Origin of the sequence: Streptomyces sp. WAC05292, from assembly GCF_003949955.1 — a bacterium.
Lineage (GTDB): Bacteria > Actinomycetota > Actinomycetes > Streptomycetales > Streptomycetaceae > Streptomyces > Streptomyces globosus.
Window position 1 is genome coordinate 1 of the sequence record NZ_RPSE01000022.1, and the last position, 19,464, is coordinate 19,464.

Annotated in this window: 13 protein-coding genes; 5 read left to right on the forward strand and 8 right to left on the reverse strand. The window is 73.9% G+C overall.

All coding sequences use genetic code 11. From position 1 onward, the window contains the following. Positions 1–15: 15 nt before the first annotated feature. From EF903_RS04835 to EF903_RS04845, 3 genes are read left to right on the forward strand one after another with little or no spacing between them, the layout of a single operon-like run. A complete protein-coding gene (locus tag EF903_RS04835; protein WP_125541332.1) occupies positions 16–969 on the forward strand; it encodes an alpha/beta hydrolase in 954 nt (317 codons plus the stop codon). 35 nt (positions 970–1,004) lie between these two features. Further along, complete coding sequence (locus tag EF903_RS04840; protein ID WP_125541357.1) at positions 1,005–2,882, forward strand: amidohydrolase; 1,878 nt, start codon at positions 1,005–1,007, stop codon at positions 2,880–2,882. Between the two features lie 17 nt (positions 2,883–2,899). Next, complete coding sequence (locus EF903_RS04845; protein ID WP_125541333.1) at positions 2,900–3,604, forward strand: GPR1/FUN34/YaaH family transporter; 705 nt, start codon at positions 2,900–2,902, stop codon at positions 3,602–3,604. A gap of 130 nt (positions 3,605–3,734) precedes the next feature. Here the strand turns inward: EF903_RS04845 and EF903_RS04850 are convergent, their stop codons facing one another. From EF903_RS04850 to EF903_RS04875, 6 genes are all read right to left on the reverse strand, one after another. Continuing rightward, positions 3,735–4,703, reverse strand: coding sequence for a helix-turn-helix domain-containing protein (locus EF903_RS04850; RefSeq protein WP_125541334.1), 969 nt, complete (start codon positions 4,701–4,703; stop codon positions 3,735–3,737). Between the two features lie 133 nt (positions 4,704–4,836). Then, positions 4,837–7,548: an AAA family ATPase gene (locus EF903_RS04855; RefSeq protein ID WP_185902516.1), complete on the reverse strand. Its 2,712-nt coding sequence runs from the start codon at positions 7,546–7,548 to the stop codon at positions 4,837–4,839. A gap of 272 nt (positions 7,549–7,820) precedes the next feature. Continuing rightward, positions 7,821–9,779 (reverse strand): amino acid transporter, encoded by a 1,959-nt coding sequence (locus tag EF903_RS04860; RefSeq protein WP_399420136.1) that lies wholly within the window; start codon positions 9,777–9,779, stop codon positions 7,821–7,823. Positions 9,780–11,597: 1,818 nt separating this feature from the next. Continuing rightward, positions 11,598–12,488, reverse strand: a complete 891-nt coding sequence (locus EF903_RS04865) for a universal stress protein (protein WP_125541337.1) — start codon at positions 12,486–12,488, stop codon at positions 11,598–11,600. Positions 12,489–12,726: 238 nt separating this feature from the next. Then, positions 12,727–13,161, reverse strand: a complete 435-nt coding sequence (locus EF903_RS04870) for a DUF5959 family protein (RefSeq protein WP_125541338.1) — start codon at positions 13,159–13,161, stop codon at positions 12,727–12,729. A gap of 124 nt (positions 13,162–13,285) precedes the next feature. Then, positions 13,286–14,215, reverse strand: a complete 930-nt coding sequence (locus tag EF903_RS04875) for a LysR family transcriptional regulator (RefSeq protein ID WP_125541339.1) — start codon at positions 14,213–14,215, stop codon at positions 13,286–13,288. Positions 14,216–14,368: 153 nt separating this feature from the next. Between EF903_RS04875 and EF903_RS04880 the strand changes: the two genes are divergently transcribed. Continuing rightward, on the forward strand, positions 14,369–15,421 hold the full coding sequence (locus EF903_RS04880; RefSeq protein ID WP_125541340.1) for a YncE family protein: 1,053 nt from the start codon (positions 14,369–14,371) through the stop codon (positions 15,419–15,421). Between the two features lie 377 nt (positions 15,422–15,798). Here the strand turns inward: EF903_RS04880 and EF903_RS04885 are convergent, their stop codons facing one another. Together EF903_RS04885 and EF903_RS04890 are read right to left on the reverse strand one after the other, a co-directional pair. Continuing rightward, complete coding sequence (locus tag EF903_RS04885) at positions 15,799–17,985, reverse strand: TerD family protein (protein ID WP_125541341.1); 2,187 nt, start codon at positions 17,983–17,985, stop codon at positions 15,799–15,801. A 190-nt stretch (positions 17,986–18,175) separates the two neighbouring features. Then, complete coding sequence (locus tag EF903_RS04890; protein WP_125541342.1) at positions 18,176–18,733, reverse strand: TetR/AcrR family transcriptional regulator; 558 nt, start codon at positions 18,731–18,733, stop codon at positions 18,176–18,178. A gap of 95 nt (positions 18,734–18,828) precedes the next feature. Between EF903_RS04890 and EF903_RS04895 the strand changes: the two genes are divergently transcribed. Next, complete coding sequence (locus tag EF903_RS04895; protein ID WP_125541343.1) at positions 18,829–19,455, forward strand: DUF2867 domain-containing protein; 627 nt, start codon at positions 18,829–18,831, stop codon at positions 19,453–19,455. Positions 19,456–19,464 lie beyond the last annotated feature (9 nt).

Here is a 19,464-nt window from a genome sequence, read left to right on the forward strand (position 1 = left end):
CCAAAGGAGTTTCCCGTGCCGCACGAACCCGTGCTGGAGCCTGCCGCCCAGGCCTTCGCCGACGCCACGGCCCTGCCGCCCTTCCTCCACGAGATCCCCGTCGCCGACGGCCGCAAGGCCGTCGACACCGTCCAGAACGGCGCGGGCGTGTCCCTGCCGGGGACGGACGAGGAGTGGATCACCGTGGAGGGCGGCCCCACCGGCTCCGTCCGCGCCCGCATCGTCCGCCCCCGCGGTGCGGCCGGCCCCCTCCCCGTCGTCCTCTACATCCACGGTGCCGGCTGGGTGTTCGGCAACGCGCGCACCCACGACCGCCTGGTCCGTGAACTGGCCGCCGGCACCGGCGCCGCCGTCGTCTTCCCCGAGTACGACCTTTCGCCCGAGGCCCGCTACCCCGTCGCGATCGAGCAGAACTACGCAGTCGCCCGATGGATCGTCCGCGACGGCGCCGCGAAGGGGCTCGACGCCGGCCGGATCGCCGTCGCCGGGGACTCCGTCGGCGGCAACATGAGCGCCGCCCTCACCCTCATGGCCAAGGAGCGCGGGGACGTCGTCCTCCGGCAGCAGGTGCTCTTCTACCCGGTCACCGACGCCTCCTTCGACACCCCCTCCTACGAGGCCTTCGCCGAGGGCTACTTCCTGCGCCGAGACGCCATGCGGTGGTTCTGGGACCAGTACACGACCGACACCGCCGACCGGGCCCGGATCACCGCCTCGCCGCTGCGCGCGAGCACCGAGCAGCTCGCCGGCCTGCCCCCGGCCCTGGTGATCACCGCCGAAGCCGACGTCCTGCGCGACGAGGGCGAGGCATACGCGGCCGCACTGCGCGCCGCCGGCGTGCCCGTCACCGCGGTGCGCGTCCTCGGCACCATCCACGACTTCGCCATGCTGAACGCCCTGCGCGAGACCCGGGCCGCCGGCCTGGCGATCCGGCTTGCCGTCGACACCCTGCGCGAGGCCCTGGCGTGACCGGCACCCCCGCGAACGGCGCGCCCGGCCCGAGCATGCCCGTGGCCGGAGTCGTCCCGGCGGCCCGTCCCGGCGGCCCCGCCCCCGCCGACCTCCTGCTGCGCAACGCCCGGATCCACACCGGCGACCCGGCCCGGCCCGCCTCCTCGGCCCTGGCCGTCCGCGACGGCCGGATCCTCGCCCTCGGCGACGACCACGACCTGGCCGCCCACGTCGGCCCGGCCACCAGGGTCATCGACGCCCTCGGCCGCCGGGTCGTCCCCGGACTGAACGACTCCCACCTCCATGTCATCCGCGGCGGCCTCAACTACGTGCTGGAACTGCGGTGGGACGGCGTGCCCAGCCTCCGCGAGGCCCTGGCGATGCTCCGCGAGCAGGCGGGCCGCACCCCCAAGGGGCAGTGGATCCGCGTCGTCGGCGGCTGGACCGCCGAACAGTTCGCCGAGCGCCGGATGCCCACCGTGGCCGAACTGAACGCCGCAGCGCCCGACACCCCGGTCTTCGTCCTGCACCTGTACCAGTCGGCGCTGATGAACCGGGCCGCGGTACGGGCCGCCGGCCTCACCCGCAGGACCCCCGATCCGCGCGGCGGGCAGATCGTCCGGGGGCGGGACGGCGAGCCGACCGGGGTGCTGTTGGCGGCGCCGAGCGCGCTGCTCCTCTACTCCGCCCTCGCCAAGGCGCCCGTCCTGGACGCCGCCGACAGGCGCACCTCCACCCGCCACTTCCTGCGCGAACTCAACCGCTTCGGGCTCACCTCGGCGGTGGACGCCGCCGGCGGGTTCCAGAGCTTCCCCGACGACTACGCCACCGTCATCGACCTGGCCGGCTCCGGCGAGCTGTCCCTGCGCATCACCTACCATCTGTTCCCGCAGACAGCCGGGCAGGAACTCGCCGACCTGCGGCGCTGGACGCAGACCGTGCGGCCCGGCGACGGCGACGAGTGGCTGCGCCTGGGCGGCGCCGGAGAGAACCTGACCTGGGCCGCCGCCGACTTCGAGAACTTCTCCGAACCACGGCCGGAGCTCGCCGCCGGCTACGAGGCCGAGTTCGAGCAGGCCGTCCGGCTGCTGACCGAGCACGGTTGGGGCTTCCGCCTCCACGCCACCTACGACGAGACCATCCGCCGCGACCTCGCGGTCTTCGAGAAGCTCGCCGCCGAGGGACTCTTCCCCGCCGGCAGCCGGTGGCTCTTCGACCACGCCGAGACCGTCCGCGACGACAGCCTCGACCGGATCGCCGCCCTCGGCGGAGCCCTGTCCGTGCAGAACCGGATGTCGTTCCAGGGCACCGCGTTCGCGGAGCGGTACGGGGCCGAGGCCGCCTCCCGCACCCCGCCCGTCCGGGCCATGCTGGAGCGCGGGCTGACCGTCGCCGCCGGCACCGACGCCACCCGAGTCTCCTCGTACAACCCTTGGGTGTCACTGCACTGGCTGGTGACCGGCAGGACCGTGGGCGGCACCGCCCTCCGCCCGGCCGCGAACCTGCTCGACCGGCAGACCGCACTGGAGCTGTACACCCGCGGCGGTGCCCGCCTGACCGGCGAGGACGGCACCAAGGGCATGCTGCGCGAGGGCTTCCTCGCCGACCTCGCGGTGCTGTCCGCGGACTACTTCACCGTGCCCGAGGCCGCCATCCCGGACATCGAGTCCGTCCTCACCGTGGTCGGCGGGCGCATCGTCCACGCGAGCGCCGAGTACGCCGGCCTCGACGAGCCGCTTCCGCCGATCCGCCCCGACTGGAGCCCCGTCGCCCGCTTCGGCGGCTACCGGTCGGCCGGCGCGCGCCAGGCCTACGCCATGGCGGAGGCGGTCGCCGAGTCCGGGGAGCACCGCCGGTGGCGTGCGGCGCGCGGGACCCTGCCCCCGGCGCAGCCCGGTCCCGCCGCCGTCGACCCCTGCTTCGCCCCCTGACCGAGAGTGACCCGCACATGAGTACAGACACCGCCTCCGGCAGCGGATCGGGGCGCCGCTTCGAACCCGACCTGCGGGCGATGACCCGCATCAACCTGCGCCCGATGGCCTCCCCGATGCCGCTGGGCTTCTTCGCCGTCGCGATCGCCTCCGTCATGACCGGCTGCCTGCAACTCGGCGTGTTCGACGCCTCGGAGCGGCGGGCCGTCGCCCTGTGCGTGCTGCCCGCGTTCGCGCTGCAGTTCCTGGTGAGCGTCCTCGCCTTCAGCGCCCGGGACGTCGTCGCGGCCACCCTCATGGGCGTGTTCGCCGGCAGCTGGCTGGCGTACGCCCTGGTCATGGGAACCGGTGCGGCGGGCGGGCCCAGGGTGCTCGGCGTGTTCAACCTGGCCTTCCTCGTCCTCGGGGCGCTCATGGCCGCGGTCACCCGCCCCAAACGCGCCCTGTGGGTCGTCATCGCGGCCTCCCTGCCGCGGTGGGCCGCGACCGGCCTCGGCGGACTGACGGGCTCCGAGGCCCTCACCCGGACCGCCGGGGCCCTCGGCCTGGCCGTGGCGCTCGCGGCAGCCTACGCGGCCTTCGCCCTGATGCTGGAGGACATGCGCAGCGAGGAGGTACTCCCGATCGGGCGCAGCGGGCCGGCCCGCCACGCCGTCGAGGGGGACCTCGCCGTGCAACTGCGCAACCTGGAGCGGCAGGCCGGCGTCCGCCGCACCCTCTGAAGCGCGCCGGCACCCGCGTACCGCCCGCCTGCGCGCCGGACTGGGCGGGCGGTGGTGCCGTTCCAGGAGCAGCTCGCGGCGCCGGAGGGCCGGCCCGGCGGCGGCCGGGCGCGGGCCGGGCGGGGCCCGCTCAGGCGGAGCCGGCCGGCCCCCGGGACGCCGCCTGCCACTCGCGCGGCGTCATCCCGTACGCGGCGCGGAAGGACCGGCTGAAGTGCGAGGGGCTGACGAAGCCCCAGCTCTGCGCGACCGCCGACACCGTCGGCCCGTTCCCGGCGCGGCGGGCCAGGTCGCGGCGGCAGCGGTCCAGGCGTTCGGCGTGGATCCACCGGCCCACGGACGTGCCCTCCGCCTCGAAGAGCCGGTGCAGGTAGCGCACCGAGATGTGGTGCGCGGCCGCGATCCGCTCCGGGGTCAGCCCGGGGTCCGCCAGGTGCAGCCGAACGTACTCCTTCGTCCGGGCCAGGATGCCCCGGGCGGCCTCCGGCGCATGCGGGCCCGGCCGGCCCTGCCGTTCGCGGACCAGCACGGCGAGCAGGTCGGCGGCGGTCAGGGCGAGCCGGTGGCCGGTGTCGGCGTCGAAGCCGGGCGCCTGCTCCGCGAGCCGGGTGAGGTAGCCGGCCAGCAGCCCTGCGGTCCCGGACCGGCCGTCGAACACGGTCGCGGTCACCGCGCCGAGGTCGTCGTCGGAGACGCCGATGTCCTGCTTCGGCAGGCGGAACGCGGTGAAGCGGAAACCGTCCGGCTGCTCCCGGCGGTACGGCCGGCCGGCGTCCGAGCAGGTGAACGTCCCCGGGACGACCAGTGCCTGCCGCCCGTGCTGGGTCAGTCGCGCCGTTCCCCGGTGCTGGAGCGTGACGGTCACGTACTGCCCGCCGCCCTGGGCGATGCGGTGCCGGCTGCGGATGACGGCCTGCGGTCCGGCTTCGACGTCGGAGATCTGCAGGGCGCCGACGTGCCGGCTGACGATCGTGCCGGCCCTCGGCTCAGGTTCGTGGAGGGCGACGTCCAGCGGGACGAAGGTGCCGGAGACCAGGCTGTGCCAGTAGTCGGCGCGTTCGGTGACGGGGAGGGCTGCGGTGGTGCTGACATGGGACAACGTGACTCCGGTTGGGTGCGGGGGGTTCCGCAACCACTCTCGGGGGCCCGGCCGCCGCAGCCATCCGTCACATGACTTGCCCCGTGTGCGGCACGCCTCCGGGTGCGGCGGCGCCGCGCCGCCGCCCCTGCCGTCAGAGGCCGGCCGCCGCGTCCTGCTCGACCACGTCCCGCAGCTGGCTGCGCGAGGAGACGCCCAGTGCGGGGAAGGCCTGGTAGAGGTGGGTGCCCACGGTGCGCGGGGACAGGAACAGCCGCTCGCCGATCTCACGGTTGGTCAGGCCCTGGGCGGCGAGTCGGACGATGCGCTGCCGCTGCGGCGTCAGGGACCGCAGGGCGCTGGGCCGGCCCTGCGCGACGGTGACGCCGGCCGCCCTGAGCTCCGCCTCGGCCCGCGCGCTCCAGTGCACGGCACCGAGGCCGTCGAAGATCTCCCGCGCCCTGGTGAGGGCTTCCCGGGCGTCCGCGATCCGGCGCTGCCGGCGCAGCCATTCGCCGTACTCCAGCCATACCTGGGCCCGCTCGAAGGGCCATCGCCGGCCGGTCGGGTCGGCCAGCGCGGCCAGGAACAGCCGCCCGGCGTCCGTCGGGTCGGCGAGCAGGGCTGCGGCCCGGTCCAGGGTCTGCCGCAGCCGGGCGGAGGCCCCGTCGCCGACCTCGGCGCCCACCCGCGCCAGCACGGTGCGGGCCTCGTCGGCGTGCCCGGTGAGCACGGCGGCGGCCGCGAGGTCGGCGACCGCGTAGCAGGACAGGTGGTGGTGCAGCGGGTGGCCGGCCGCGTCGAAGACCCCGCGCAGGTGCCGGTGGGCGGCGGCGTGGTCGCCCAGGGCCGTGGCCGCCAGGCCGGCGGCGCGGCGGGCGCGCACCACGGTCCCGAGTGCGCCGGCCGGCTCGGTCACGGCCAGTGCGGCCGCCGCGTGCCGGAGCGCCGTCTCGGGCTCGCCGGTGAGGGCGTGCAGGGTGGCCAGGACGGTCAGGGCCCGTACGGAGCCGAGGGTGTGCTCGCCGTCCAGGAACCGCACGGCGAGGCGCTCGACGCCGAGCCGTGCGTCGGCCCACCGGCCGCCGTCGACGTTCGCCCAGGCCAGGTCGGCGGCGGTCATCCCGGCGTGGAAGGCGTCCGCGTCCTCCCACTGCGGGTTCACCAGCTCGCCGAGCAGGCTCACCGCGGTCTCGGTCTCGTCCAGTACGAGGCAGAGCACGCCGAGGGTGTGCAGTTCGGTGGGGAGCCGGCCGGGGGCAGCGGCGACGGCGGGCAGCACGTGGCGGATCGAGGCGCCGTGCAGGAACGGGTCCGTCACCCCGAGGTCCCAGAGGTGGAACGGGTGGGAGGCGATGTCCTGCGTGTCGCGCCGCTCCAACAGGGCGCGCAGGCGGGCCCGCTGGGCGGGGGAGCCCGAATGGTAGGCGACCCCGGTCGCGATGGTCGACACGCCGGCGCCGATCGCCGCCGGGTGCATCAGCCCGTCGGAGTCGACCAGGGCGAACGCCCTCTCCAACCGCAGGGTGAGCATGGCGACGAGGCTGCTGAGACCGCAGATCCATCCCTCGGTCATCGGGTCGCGGTTCGCTTCGAGGGCCGGCGCGGCGAACGCCTCCGCCTGGCCGAGGTCGCCGGCCAGCACCGAGGCGTACGCCGCGGTGGCCAGTCGGCGGACCCGGTCGGCGGGGTCGGTGCCCAGCTGCGCGGCCCGCTCCAGACCGGCGACCGCCTCGGCCATCGCACCCCGGGCCACCGCACGCAGTGCGGTCTCCTCCAGGGCGCCGGCGACCGACGCGTCGGGCGCCACGGTGGCCGCCGACAGCTGCCAGGCCCGCCTGTCCGGGTCGCCCCGGAGGGCGGCGGCCAGCGCCAGGTGCGCGCGCCGGCGTTCGGCGAAGGGCGCCGCACCGTAGATGGCGGACCGGACCAGCGGGTGGCGGAAGTCGATGCGGTCCGGGTGGAGGCGGATCAGACCCGCCTGTTCCGCCGGCCGCCACACCTCCACGTCCGTACCGGGCGGCAGTGCGGCCATGACATCGGCGAGGCCCGCGCCCTCCGCCGCCGCGGCGAGCAGCAGCGCCCCGCGGGACGCGGCGGGCAGCTCGTCCACCTGGGCGGCGAAGGTCCGCTCCAGCAGGTCGGTCACCGGCACGTGGCCCGTCGCGGGCAGTCCGCCGTCGCGCGCCGCCTGCCGGGCGAGTTCGACCAGGGCGAGCGGGTTGCCGGCCGCCGTTTCGAGGATCCTGCGCCGGGCGGGCCCGGTGGGGGCGTCCGGCTGGGTGCTGAGGAGTTCCTCGGCCTCGGCCGGCGGGAGGGACGGGACCAGCAGCTCCGGTACGGACCGGTCCAGCCAGTCGGGGCGGCGCGTGCCCCGGGCGGCGAGGAGCAGCCCGATGGGCTCGCCCGCGAGGCGCCGGGCGAGGAAGCCCAGCACCTGGCAGCTGCCGTGGTCGAGCCACTGGACGTCGTCCACCACCAGCAGCAGCTGCCTCGCCGAGGCGAGTTGGGAGGCCAGGGTCAGCACGGCGAGGCTCATCATCATCAGGTCGGGCGGCGCCGGGTTGTCGTCGCCGAGACCGAACGCGCTGAGCAGGGCGGCGCGTTGCCGGACGGGCAGGCCCTCGGCGCGGTCCAGGACGGGCAACAGCAGTTGGTGCAGACCGGCGAAGGCGAGCTCGGTCTCGGCGGCGCTGCCGCGCACCCTGAGCACGGTGGCGCCTGCCGCCGAGGCCGTGTCGGCCGCCGAGTCGAGCAGGGTCGTCTTGCCCACCCCTGGCTCCCCGAGCAGCAGCAGCGACGCGACGGGGGCGCTCGGCGCGAGCGCCTCGGCGATGGCCGCCCGCTCCCTCTGACGACCGATCAACTGATGTCTCCTGTACATGTCGCGCCCGGTACGGCGCGGCGTCCGCGCCGCACCGAACTCGCAGGCCAGAGCATAACTCGGCGTGAACACCGATATCGGTACGGATCCTTGCCGCTCCGGACGGACCGGGGCACCGGCACGGCGGACGCGGTGTCGGTGGGCCCGGCTCTTGATGGCCCTGAGCCGCGTGCGGCGGTCCGGGGTGGAGGTCATGGTCCGCGGGCCTCCCGGATGCCTCGGTCCGCGCAAGCGGTGGTGTGCGGTTGCGGTGGTCAGCCTCCGACGTGGATGCCGGGGCGGCGCGCGGGGTCGGGTTCGTGACTGCGGATGATCTCGCGGGTGACCGGGGCGGTGTCGCCGCGTCCGAGGAGGAAGTAGCGGACCATGTGCACCAACGGGCTGCCCTCGGCCCAGGCGAAGTGGCAGTGCGGCTGGACCCCGGTGGCATTCCGCAGGGCCAGCAGGATCGCGGCGATGGCGTTCGGGGCGGCCGGCGCCTCGGCACGCAGGATCCGGTGGCCGCCGACCTCGGCCCCGTGGACGGTGAGGGTGTCGCTGAAGTCGGAGGGGTCCACGACGTCGATCTCCAGGAAGAGGACGTCGGCGCGGCCGGGCACGGGGTTCACGCCGCGCTGTTCGCTTTCCTTGTCGCGGTACTCGGCGACATCGCCCGCCTGGCGGCGGTTGGCGATGAGGTTGATGGCACCGTCGTGGGCGAGGGTGTCGTCGATGAAGCGGCGGGCCTCGGCGTCGAAGACGATGCGGTCGGCGCGCAGCTCGGTGGTGCGGGAGACGCGGGAGATCAGCGAGACGGTGATGATCCCGGCGATGAAGAACGCGGAAATGACGATGCCGTCGGGCTTGTCGATGATGTTGGCGATCAGGGCGTAGAGCAGGACGGCGGTGAGCAGGGCGAAGCCGACGGTGGTGGCGCGGCGGCGGTGGCGTGCGACGGAGACGGTGACGGCGAAGGCGCCGGAAACCATCATCGCGAGGATGCCGGTGGCGTATGCGCCGGCCTGTTCGTCGACGTCGGCGTTGAAGGCGATGGTGATCGCGATGCACAGGACGGTGTAGACGATCACGACGGGGCGCACGGCGCGTCCCCATTCGGGGGCCATGCCGTAGTCGGGCAGGTAGCGGGGGACGATGTTGACCAGTCCCGCCATGGCGGAGGCGCCGGCGAACCACAGGATCAGGATGGTGCTGATGTCGTAGACGGTGCCGAATGCCTCGCCGACGTGCTCGTGGGCCAGCCATGCCAGGGCGCGGCCGTTGGCGGCGCCGCCCGGTTCGAACAGTTCGTGCGGGATGAGGAGGGTGGTGACGAAGCTGGCGGAGAGGAGGTAGACGCTCATGACGAGCGCGGCGGTGGTCAGCAGCCGGCGGGTGTTGCGGATCCGCGAGCGCAGCCGCTGCTCGGCATCGTCGCCTTCGGCGGCGACGAGCGGCATCATGCTCACGCCGGTCTCGAAGCCCGACAGACCCAGCACCAGGAGAGGGAACGCCAGCAGCGCCGGGCCCACCAGGTCGCCGAAGCCGCCTCCGCCCGCCGCGAGGGCGTCGGTCCACGCCGACCAGGCCCCGGGCGTGGTGAACACGTGAACCAGCCCGACACCGATGACGACCGCGTTGAGGGCGAGGAAGACGGCGACCAGGGGAATGGCCACGCTGACCGCTTCGCTGAACCCGAGCAGGAACACCCCGCCGAGTACGAGGAGCAGCACCACCGTCAGGGCGACCTCGTGGCCATGCAGGACCGCGGGGAAGAAAGGGTTCTCCACCACGTGCACGGAGGCGTCCGCGGTGGACAGGGTGATCGTGATGATCCAGGAGGTGGCCACGAAGCCGAGGAGGACCAGCACGAACAGCTTGCCCCACCAGAACGGCAGCAGGTTCTCCAGCATGGCCACCGAACCTGCGCCGTGGGGGCTCTCCTTCGCCACCCGTCGGTACATCGGCAGCATCCCCAGCAGCGTCAGTGCCACGATCAGCAGCGTCGCCAGCGGCGAGACCGCCCCCGCGGCAAGAGCCGCGATCGCAGGCACGTAGGCGAGGCTGGAGAAGTAGTCGACACCGGTCAGGCACATCACCTTCCACCACGGGTGCGGCTCGGCGTGCGCCTCCCCGGCCGCCGGGCCCACCGGCTGCACCTTGTGCCGCAGCAGCCATTCAGCCAACCCGCCGGACGGCTGAGCCCGTGGAGCAGGACTGTCCACCACCTCGGGCATACCCGCCTGATCCGCGTCCCTCATATCTCCCATGAACCTTTCCGGCCCGTCCGGCACACCCGCACACCAGCCCACCAGCCCACCAGCCGGGGCCTCACGACGACCATCGAGTATGAGCCTGCCGCCGACGCGGACGCGCACCGCCCGGACCGTCCCCGTTCCGCCCTGCGCTTGTGCCCAGAGCACCCGGCCACAGACGGTCCCCAACCTCAGCAAGCCTGCAATAGCAGGGCAGAAGCCCGGCACCGAACCGCCCCGCGGACACCCGGCGCCCCGTGCCCGAAGGACGCCGCAGGGCTTCCAGCCGCACTTCCACCCTCAAAAATTCATACGCGTCCTTAACACCGGGCACTGCCTCACCCGATGCGAGCAGAGCAAAGCGTTCCCGTAGCGGCTCAATCACCCCTCGCATCCGACGAGGTGCACAGAGGCCGGCAGGAGGGGGTCCGGAGCGAGGAGTGCGGAACCGGCGCGGGCCGACTCCCGGTCCGCATCCACCGGACCGGGTCCGCCGGCTCCTGGCCGAGGGCGTCACTCGTGGATCCGCTGGCGGCCTGACACCGCCCTCGGAGCGCTGGAATAACGCGCGGCCCCCACCCCCGGCGGGGAGCCGACGCCCGGGCCGGGGCCGGATCGGCAGCAGCCGTGGGGGCGGCGGCAGCGGCGGCCGACGCGGCCGCAGACCCGACGGACCCGAACCGGCGGGCGCCGCGTACGGACCCGGGCCCGGGACCGGTACGGGCCGCGCGGCCGGCGCCCCGCCAGATGAACGGCGACGGCCCGGTCGACCGCCGACATCCTGCGCATGCGCAGCCGCGAGGAGCCCCGCGAACCCGACGCCGCGCCGGTCGAGGACGGCCATCCCGACCGCCGTGTCCGGTCAGGCCGACATCGCGCCGCAACCCACGCCGCCGGCATCGTCGCCTTCGGCAGGTCCGGCCACCGGTCGGTACCCGCCGCGCTGATGCGGGCGGTGTCGGCGCGCTGCAACAGGACCAGCTGCCCGCCACCGTCGGCCAGTCCGCGCCCGACACGAGGCCGGCCCACGAGATGGCCGGCAGCGGCGTAGCCGTGGAACCTCCTCCGGCCGCGCCCGTGAGGACCGCGGCGGCCCCGGGTTGAGTGGATCGTGCCCCATGGCTGGCGAGCTGCCCGCTCTGTCCCTACGCTTCCTGCATGCCCAGCAGCCATCGATTCACAGAGACGATCGAGTGGATGGAACTGCCCCCCGACGCTGACGGATCCAGGAACATCATCCCGTCGGGCACGGTGCAGCTGAAGTGCAGTTGCGGCTGGCAGACACGCCTTCAGCAAGCGCGAGTATCGCGGGCCAGAGAAGCACACCTCGAGGAGCATGACGGCTGACCGCAGCCGGGGAGCGCGCCGGCAAGCGGCAGCGGCGACCAGGTCCCGGCAAGGCACAGCCCCTCAGCCGCCCGGCCCCGGGCCGCCACGCACCGAGGCACGGCCGCTGACCTCCGGGGTCGGGACTGTGGGCGGGGCGCAGCCACCGGCGCGAGAGCCTGCTTCCGAGTCGGATGCGTGAACGGTGCGGAGGAAGAGACTCACATGGCCCTGCGCCGGCTTGCGGGCCGCGCCCATGCCCGGGTGGACAGGCCCATGTGGTCTGCCACCCCCCCCCACTCGGCGGACGCCCGCCCATCAGCGGCGTGAACAACGCTCCGCTCCATGCACCTGGGTGACGCCCCGGCCTTCGATGCCCGCCCCGGACGCATGGCCCCTCGGGGGCGACCGCAGTGCCGGATGGCCTCGTCGTCCCACCTCGGCGGGGCCGCCGGCTCCCGGTCGGGGTGTTCGTCAGTCGTGAGGGACCACGGCCACCGGCGCCGTGCAGTGGTGCAGCACCGCGTGCGCCACCGATCCGATGTGCGCACCGAACCGCGAGCGCCGGCTGCGGCGGCCGACCACGACGAGGCCCGCTCCACGAGCCGCCTCCACCAGGTCCGGCACCGGGTGCCCGAGACGGCACTCCCGGGTGACCACGACGTCGGGGTACTTGTGCTGCCACTGCTCCACGACGTCCGTGAACGCCCCTTCCTTCGCGGCCGCCACCTCGTCCTGCAGCGCGACGACGGCCGCCGTGGGCTCCGGGGTGTACACGGGCGGGAAGTTCCAGCTGTGCACTACGTGCAGGGGGATGCCGTGGCGGTCGGCGTGGGCGAAGGCGAAGTCGAGGACCTCGTCGCAGGGGTGGGCGAGATCGACGCCGAGGACGACGCGGCCGTCCGCCGGGGCCGGAGCCGTCGCAGCGCCGGGCGCGGTACGTGGCGGCTCTGCGGCACGGACGAGGACGACGGGCTGTTCGCTGCGGGCAACGACGGACAGCGCGACGGAGCCCACCATGAACCCGATGAAGGCGCCGAGCCCACGGGAACCGACGACCAGCAGCTCGGACTCCTGCGCGGCCTCGGCCAGGATCTGCGCGGGGTTGCCGCACCGCTGCGTCGTGTCGACGTGGAGTTCCGGGTGGTCCTTGCATACGCGCTCGGCGGCCGTCCGCGGGATGTGCTCGGTCCAATGGCGCCGGGTGTCGGGGCCGATCAGCGGGGTGTGCACGTCCGGTTCGATGTCCCACACGTGGAGCAGCCGCAGCGGCAGGCGGCGCAGCCCGGCTTCCTTGGCGGCCCACTCGACGGCGGCGAGGCTCTCTCGCGATCCGTCGAAGCCGACGGTGACGGGACGGGACATGGCAGACCTCCGGGTCGCGGGGCTGGTGCGGGGTGACGTGTTCACGATGGCGATTCGCGGCGCGTCGAAGGAGGGGCCGAACGTCCCTGTCGGGGGGCTGAGGGACCCGCCCGCGCACTGGTGCGCCGGAGGCTTCCGCTCTCGGGTCCGTGGTCGAAGCAGGGTGCCGTGGCGGAACGGCCGTACCAGCGGCCCCTGTACAGCCGTCGGTTGGGGATCGCGCGGCGGTCGCGGCGCCTCAGCGGCCCTCGGCGAGCGCGGCACGCAGGCGGCCGAGCCGCAAGGCCGCGCGGGCGGCCCACCCTGCACGCAGATCGAGCGGCACCTGCACGCACACGCCGCTCTGCACCGGGTCGCGTATCTCCACCACGAAGGGGTCGGCGGCGTGCAGCCGCAGGTAGGCGCTGCGGCCGGCCTCGGGCCAGTCGGTCGCCGTCCCGTCCGGTAGGCGACCGTCCTCCTCCTCGGCGGCGCGGGCCTCAAGGAAGAGGGCGAGGTCGGCGAGGTCGGCGTCGGTGCAGTGCAGCGGCAGGCGCGCACCGACGAAACCCGTCTCGATGACGATCTCCGCCTCATGCCAACCCTCGTAGCGGCCGCCGCCCGCCCCGTCCGCCAGTACCACCGCTACACGCCGCGCCCGGTCCGCGAACCTGATCACGTCGAGATTCCCCATCCCAGTCCCTTTCTCTTGATACCGCCGCGGCTGCCTGGCACCCCGGGGCTGCTGCGGGCCCTGCCGCTTCATGATCTTGCCGCTCTGCCCGCGGAACGCGGAGTGTCCCGCACGGTCTCGCCGGTCAGGGGGGTCGGCCGTCCACGGGGGCCGGGTGGGGCTTGGTCCGGTCGGTCCGGACGGCGGACGCGACGTGCTCGCGGAACCAGCGGTGCCCCGGGTCTGCCGAATTGCGGGGATGCCAGGCCATTCCGAGGTGCAGGGGCTCCAGGTCGAGGGGGACGGGGAACGTCCGCAGGCCCAGGGCGGAGACGGTGTCGGGGAGCCAGTCGGCCAGGCTGAGCGCCACGAGGTCGGTGTCCCGGGCGAGCATCATCGCGCTGGTGTGGCTGGGTACGACGACTGCGGTCCGGCGGCGCAGTCCGAGTTCCGCGAGAGCGGTGTCGATGGGGCCGAGGCGTTTGCCGAGTCGGGAGATGCCGATGTGGTCGGCCGCGGCGAAGCGGCGGGCGTCGATCGGCCCGTCGAAGAGGGGGTGCCCGCTGCGGGCGATGCCGACCAGCGGCGTCCGCGAGAGGGGCCGGGTCTGGATCTCCGGGTCCAGGTGTCCGAGGACGCCCAGTTCGACGTCCACCCAGCCCTGCCGCAGCCCCGGGCCGCCCTCCAGCGCCTCCGGCAGGAAGACGACGTCCACCTGGGGGGCTTCCGCGTGGATCCGCTCGGTCAGGCCCCCGGCCACGCCCACCAGGAGCAGGTCGGCGGCCTGCACCGTGAAGGTGCGCTGGAGGTGCGCGGCGTCGAAGCCGGCACCGGGCCGCAGCACGCTGTCGCAGCTGCGGAGCAACGAGCCGACCTCCGTCCGTAGTTCCGCGGCGCGCGGGGTGGGGACCAGCCCCTGGCCGGCCCGGACGAGCAGCGGGTCGCCGACGGCGCGGCGCAGGCGCGCCAGGGACCGGCTGACGGCCGCCGGCGAGGTGCCCAGACGCTCCGCGGCGCGGGTCACGCTGTTCTCCTGGAGCAGGGCGTCCAGCACGCGGAGCAGGTTGAGATCCAAGGCACCCTTGCCCTTCTGAGCTGCTATTTTTCGATTTCGGCAATGATCGGATGTCAATCTTTGCATTGCTGTGGCCCCCACCGGAACCGGAGGGTGGAGACGCCCGCGAAGAGACGCGCGGCATTTCCGCTTCGCCCCGCTGAAGGAGCCGCTGTGCAGCAGTCCCCCCGTACCGGTCGAGAGGGCGACGTACTCGCCGTCGCCAGTCAGAGCGGCGCGACGGTCTCGTTCTTCGACGCCGCCTCCGACCGGCGCCTCGGTGAGGTGCAGGTCCCCGCCGAGCCGCACGAGCTGTGCCACGACCCGACGCAGCGGCTGCTGTGGTGCACGCTGACGTACCACTCGGGCTACTACCACGCGAACGGCGGTCGACGCACCGAGCTGGCCGTCATCGACCCCGACAGCCGCCGCATCGTCGAGGTCGTCGACCTCGCCCCGGAGCACGGGCCGCACGGGCTGGCGCTGGACACGGCGCGCAGGCGGCTCTACGTCAGTGTGGAAGGCGCCCGGGACCGGCCCGGAGGCGTCGTGGTGATCGACACGGGTACCCGGCGGCCCTTGGGCAGGATCGACACGCACGCTCCCGGCCCGCACTGGTTCGCTATCGACCCGGCGGGCCGGACGGGCTACGCCACGAACAAGGAAGCGTCGTTCGTGTCCGTCGTGGACCTCGAACGGGGCACCCTCACCGCGAAGGTCGGGGTCCCGGGCAGCGAGGGGCTCGCCGTCTCCGCCGACGGCACGCACGCCTTCGTCGCCGCGCCGTACGCCGACTTCTCCGGCAGCGACGAGAGGCGGCCCGCCACCGGCATCCGCGTCATCGACAGCCGGACGGCGTCCGTCGTCGACACCCTGCCGACGCAGAACGTCATCCTGCCGGTGCACCTGACGTCGAGGGGCAGACTGCTGGCGGGCGAGTTGCGCGTGACCGCTGCCCCGGAGGCGCGACTCGGGCGGCACGCGCCCGGCCTCCTCACGGTGTTCTGTGCCGAGACCCGCAAGCAGCTGGGCAAGGTCCCGGTCGGCCTCTTCCCGCTGACCATCACCTCCTCCCCCGACGGGCGACTCGGCTATGTGGCCTGCGTCGTCTCCTCCACCGTCGACGTCGTCGACCTGGAGACGCTGGAGCGCCTGGCCCGGCTGGACATCGCCAAGCGCGGCGAGGCCGGCGCCCACGGTCTGGCGTACGTCCCGCGCCCCACCTGACCGCCTCCGGCACACGGGCCGAGCGGTCGCCTGGGCCGGCAGGAAGGGGCTCGTGTCGGAGTCGGCGGCAAGGCCGTCCGGGCCGGTTCCCCGCGCTGTTCCTCCCGGAGCGGCTGACTCAAGCCGGCGGAGGCCTTCCTGACCAGACCGGTCGGCGGCTGGCACGAAGGCCAGGGGTCCGGCCAGTGAGAAGGGCCGGCTGCCACGGCGGCGCGGGTCCCGGTGGCCAAGGCGGCGGGAGCTCGGAAAGCGGCGAAGCCGGGGTGCCCGTGGGCACCCCGGCTTCGCCGTCGACGGCGAGGAAAGCGGGGGGACTAGTTCAGTGGAGTGGTGAGAAGGAAGTCCGCCCATGGCCTCGCCGGGGCCAACGGTAGCAGTCAGGCCGGGATCAGCGCGCGCAGGTTTTCCGGGGTGATCACGACCGACTGCGGGTGGAGGCCTTCCGGGCGCTCCAGGCCGACGTAGGTGACCGGGCCGCTCGGGAGCTGCCTGCCGTCCCACCATGTGGTGGCGGTGGCCCGGTCGGCCATCAGGTCGATCAGGTGTCGGACCGTCAGCTGGTCGCGTTCGACGATGCCGCGCACCAGGGTGGCGACCGACACCCTGTTCTCCTCGACCCGGTTGGCGCTCGGGCTGCCCTTCAGGTACAGGTGCAGCCACTTGGCGCGCCACCTGCCGTCGCCCGCGCGCAGGAACACCAGCGGCAGGGCGACCCTGCCCGTCCCCCGCATCTCCGACTTCATGCGGACCGTCCGCGGCTCGAAGGGGCGGCCCTGCTGATCGGCGTCGCGCAGCATGAAGCCGAAGAAGGACTCGGCGACCTCCTCGAAGCCCTCCCCGGAGAAGATGTTGACCTGCGGGACGATGAAAGCGCCGCGTACGGCGTCCAGGCGCAGGTTGATGAACTCCGAGGCTCCGCCGGGCGCCGGGGCGTCGGTGATGTCGCCCGAGTGTTCGCCTTCGAGGTCCTGCAGGGCCGTGTAGGACAGCCAGGTCAGGGTCTTGTACGACCCGTCCAGCATGAGGGCCGACAGGTCGAAGTCGGTGCTGCGCTGCGCCTGCCGCCAGTGGACGAAGAAGCGCAGCAGCTCCCCGTCGACCGGGGAGAGGGAGCCGCGGGGAAGTACGCCGAGCCCGGCCGCCGTCGCCTTGCCGCTGAGCGGCAGCGCGACGTCGAGGACGGCGGGATCGACCAGCAGGTGCCCGGGCTCCGGGAGCCGGCGCCGCGTTTCGGCGTCCAGGGCCGCGACGAGGCGCTTGGTCTCGGGTTCCGGAACGGGCGGGCGGGTGTCCGCGGTGACCCAGGCGCGGCCCCCGCGGTTGACGAAGAATCGGCGCGGGCGCGGCACCCGCTCCCGGGTCCGGTTGTGGAGGTGTTCGCGTACCGACAGCAGGACGCGGCCTGAGACCTGCGGGGCCGCCCCCTCGGCGGCGGCCGCGACCGCGTCGCGCTCCTTCTGACCGGGGCAGGCGCGCAGCAGCCGGTCCAGGGAGCGCATCAGCCTGCCCGGGGCGGCGGACGCCAGCAGCAGTGCCGCGCCCGTGACGTCGCCGGCGCCGAGCAGTTCCTCCACGCGGCTGTCGAGGGTCCGGGCCTCCTTCTCGCCGCGGGCGACGGCGAACACGTCCGCGGCGTGCGGCCAGTGCGGGTACTCGTGCGGGTGGAGGCGCTCGCCGAGGCGTTTGAACGCCTCGCGGTGCGCGGTGACGTCGGCGAGCTTGGCGGGGGACGCGGCGACGACCGCGTCGAGGCCGGCGAGGAGGGCACGGCGGACCGGCCGGGGCAGCGACCGGAAGCGGGTCGGCTCGGCGAGGGTCACGTCGCCGTCCGACAGGGCGCAGGCCAGGCGCAGGGCATCGGTGACGGTGTCCAGCAGGAGGTCCGCGCCGCGGTCGAGGCGGGCGCGGTTGACGACGGCGCGGTTCTCCCGGACCGGGATCTGTGCGGGCTGCGGGCCTTCGGCGCAGTGCCCGGCGAGCACCGCGAGGTCGCGCAGGCCGTCGTCGCCCAGCGGCACGGCACTGCCGGCCAGCGCAAGGTACAGGACGGTGGCCTCCGCTTCGGGGGTGCCGCCCGCGTGCAGGACGGTCATGCGGTCGCCGGCGGCGGCGAGCAGCTCGTCGTGCGCGGTGAGCATCTCTTCGTACGTGTGCCGGTAGGTGCCGTACGACGGGAGGGTCAGCAGGTCGACAACGCCCGACCGGAGCTGGTCGAGGGTGCCGGCCCGGGAGGCGCCGTCGTCGAGCGCCTCGCGGATGCACTGCATCCAGAAGTCGAGCGTGTCGGGAACGTTGGCGGGGAAGTCGGCGAAGTAGACGTTGTGCCGGACGTGGTCGCCGACCATCGTGCGCACGGTGTCGAGCGTGCGTGACGCGGTGTCGAGGACGCTCTCCTCGGCCAGGCCCGACAGGCGCTCCAGCAGCTCCCCCGACAGCTTGAAGCCCACGGACATCAGCGCTGCGTCGAACTGCCGGGCTGCGGCACCGCCTTGCCCCGCGGGTCCGGAGGGGGCGGGCAGGCGGTGGGTGTGCCGGATGACCAGGGATTCGAGAGGGTGGGGCATCCGCGCATGATCCCAGACCGCCCGATCGGCCGCACTCACGTTTTCGAACGCCGGGGGCCGGCCTGCGACCGGGTGCCGGCTCGCCTCCCGGGGTCAGGCGGGCGTCCTTCTGCGGTGGAGGTTGCCCGGGCTTCCATGGCGGGCACCTTCCCCGCCGGTCACCACCTGCCGCCTCTGCGGCACGGCGGCGTCAGGTGAGCAGACGCTTGCCGACCGCGGCAAGGACCTCCGTGCGGCCGCGCGGGCCGTTGTCGGCCGCGATCAGGTGATCGCCGATGCGCAGCGAGAAGGTGATCAGGCAGCGGGCCTCGACATCGTCCTCGTCGTCGCAGAAGGCCCCGTAGAGGCGGCGCAGGTAGTCCATGCGCCGGTTGTCGACCCGGCGGAGCCGAAGGGCGACGCCTTCGTCGCGCCGGGCCCAGTCGCGTACGGCCAGCTCGACGCCGGCGCTGGTCACGGGCGACTCGGCCGAGCCCACGAACGCGAAGAGGCGGGCGAGCCGCTCACGGGGGCTGCCCCCGTCGCGCTCGATCCGCTCGATGACGTCCTCGGCGACACCTCGCTCCCAGGTGTCGAGCATCTCCTCCAGCAGGGCGGCCCGGTTGCGGAAGTAGCCGTAGAAACCTCCCTTGCTGACCCCGAGCCTCTGGGCGAGCACCTCGATGCGGACGGCCTCCGGCCCGCCTGCGTCGAGCGCCCGCAGTCCTTCCTCGATCCACTTGTCCCGCGGTGTGCGGATCGCACCCATGTCCGTGTCCCTCCTGGCCAGCCCAGAGAAGTATACGGAGCCGTATGTGGGAGGCTATGCTCGATCTATACGCCACCGTATAGGAGGGGCTCTCCATGCATGCGCTACGTCTTCCCGCGACCGAACACACGTCGCGGCCCTGGCGGATACACGAGATCGCCGGCGACTTCCGCGTCGAGGACGTGTGGGTGCTGCCGACGCCCGGAGGCCCGGACGACCTGCACCACCTCGTGCGGCAGATGGCGGACGGCGGTGACGGCCCGCACGGCGGGAACCCCGTGGGCCGGTTCCTGTTCGCGGTGCGCTGGAAGCTGGGAGCACTGCTCGGCTGGGACGGTCCGGAGTCCGGGGTCGGCGGCCGGGCGGGCACGCTCCGCGACCGGCTGCCGGACGACCTGCGCCGGGGGCCGCGGGGCCCCGACCTCGGCTCGGCGCCCTTCACGTCGGTATTCCAGACGCACCGGGAGTGGGCGGCCGAGTACGCCAACCAGACCATGCACGGTGTGATGCACATCGGCTGGGTCCCCGACGGAAACGGCGGCCACCGCGGCCAGATGGCCGTCCTGGTCAAGCCCAACGGCCGCCTCGGCCGCCTGTACATGCTCGGCATCAAACCCTTCCGGTACCTGGGCGTGTACCCGGCACTGATGCGGTCGATCGGCCGGGAGTGGCAGGAGAACGCAGCGCGTCGAGACGCGGGCCGACACCCTTCCACCGCCTGACCCCGGATC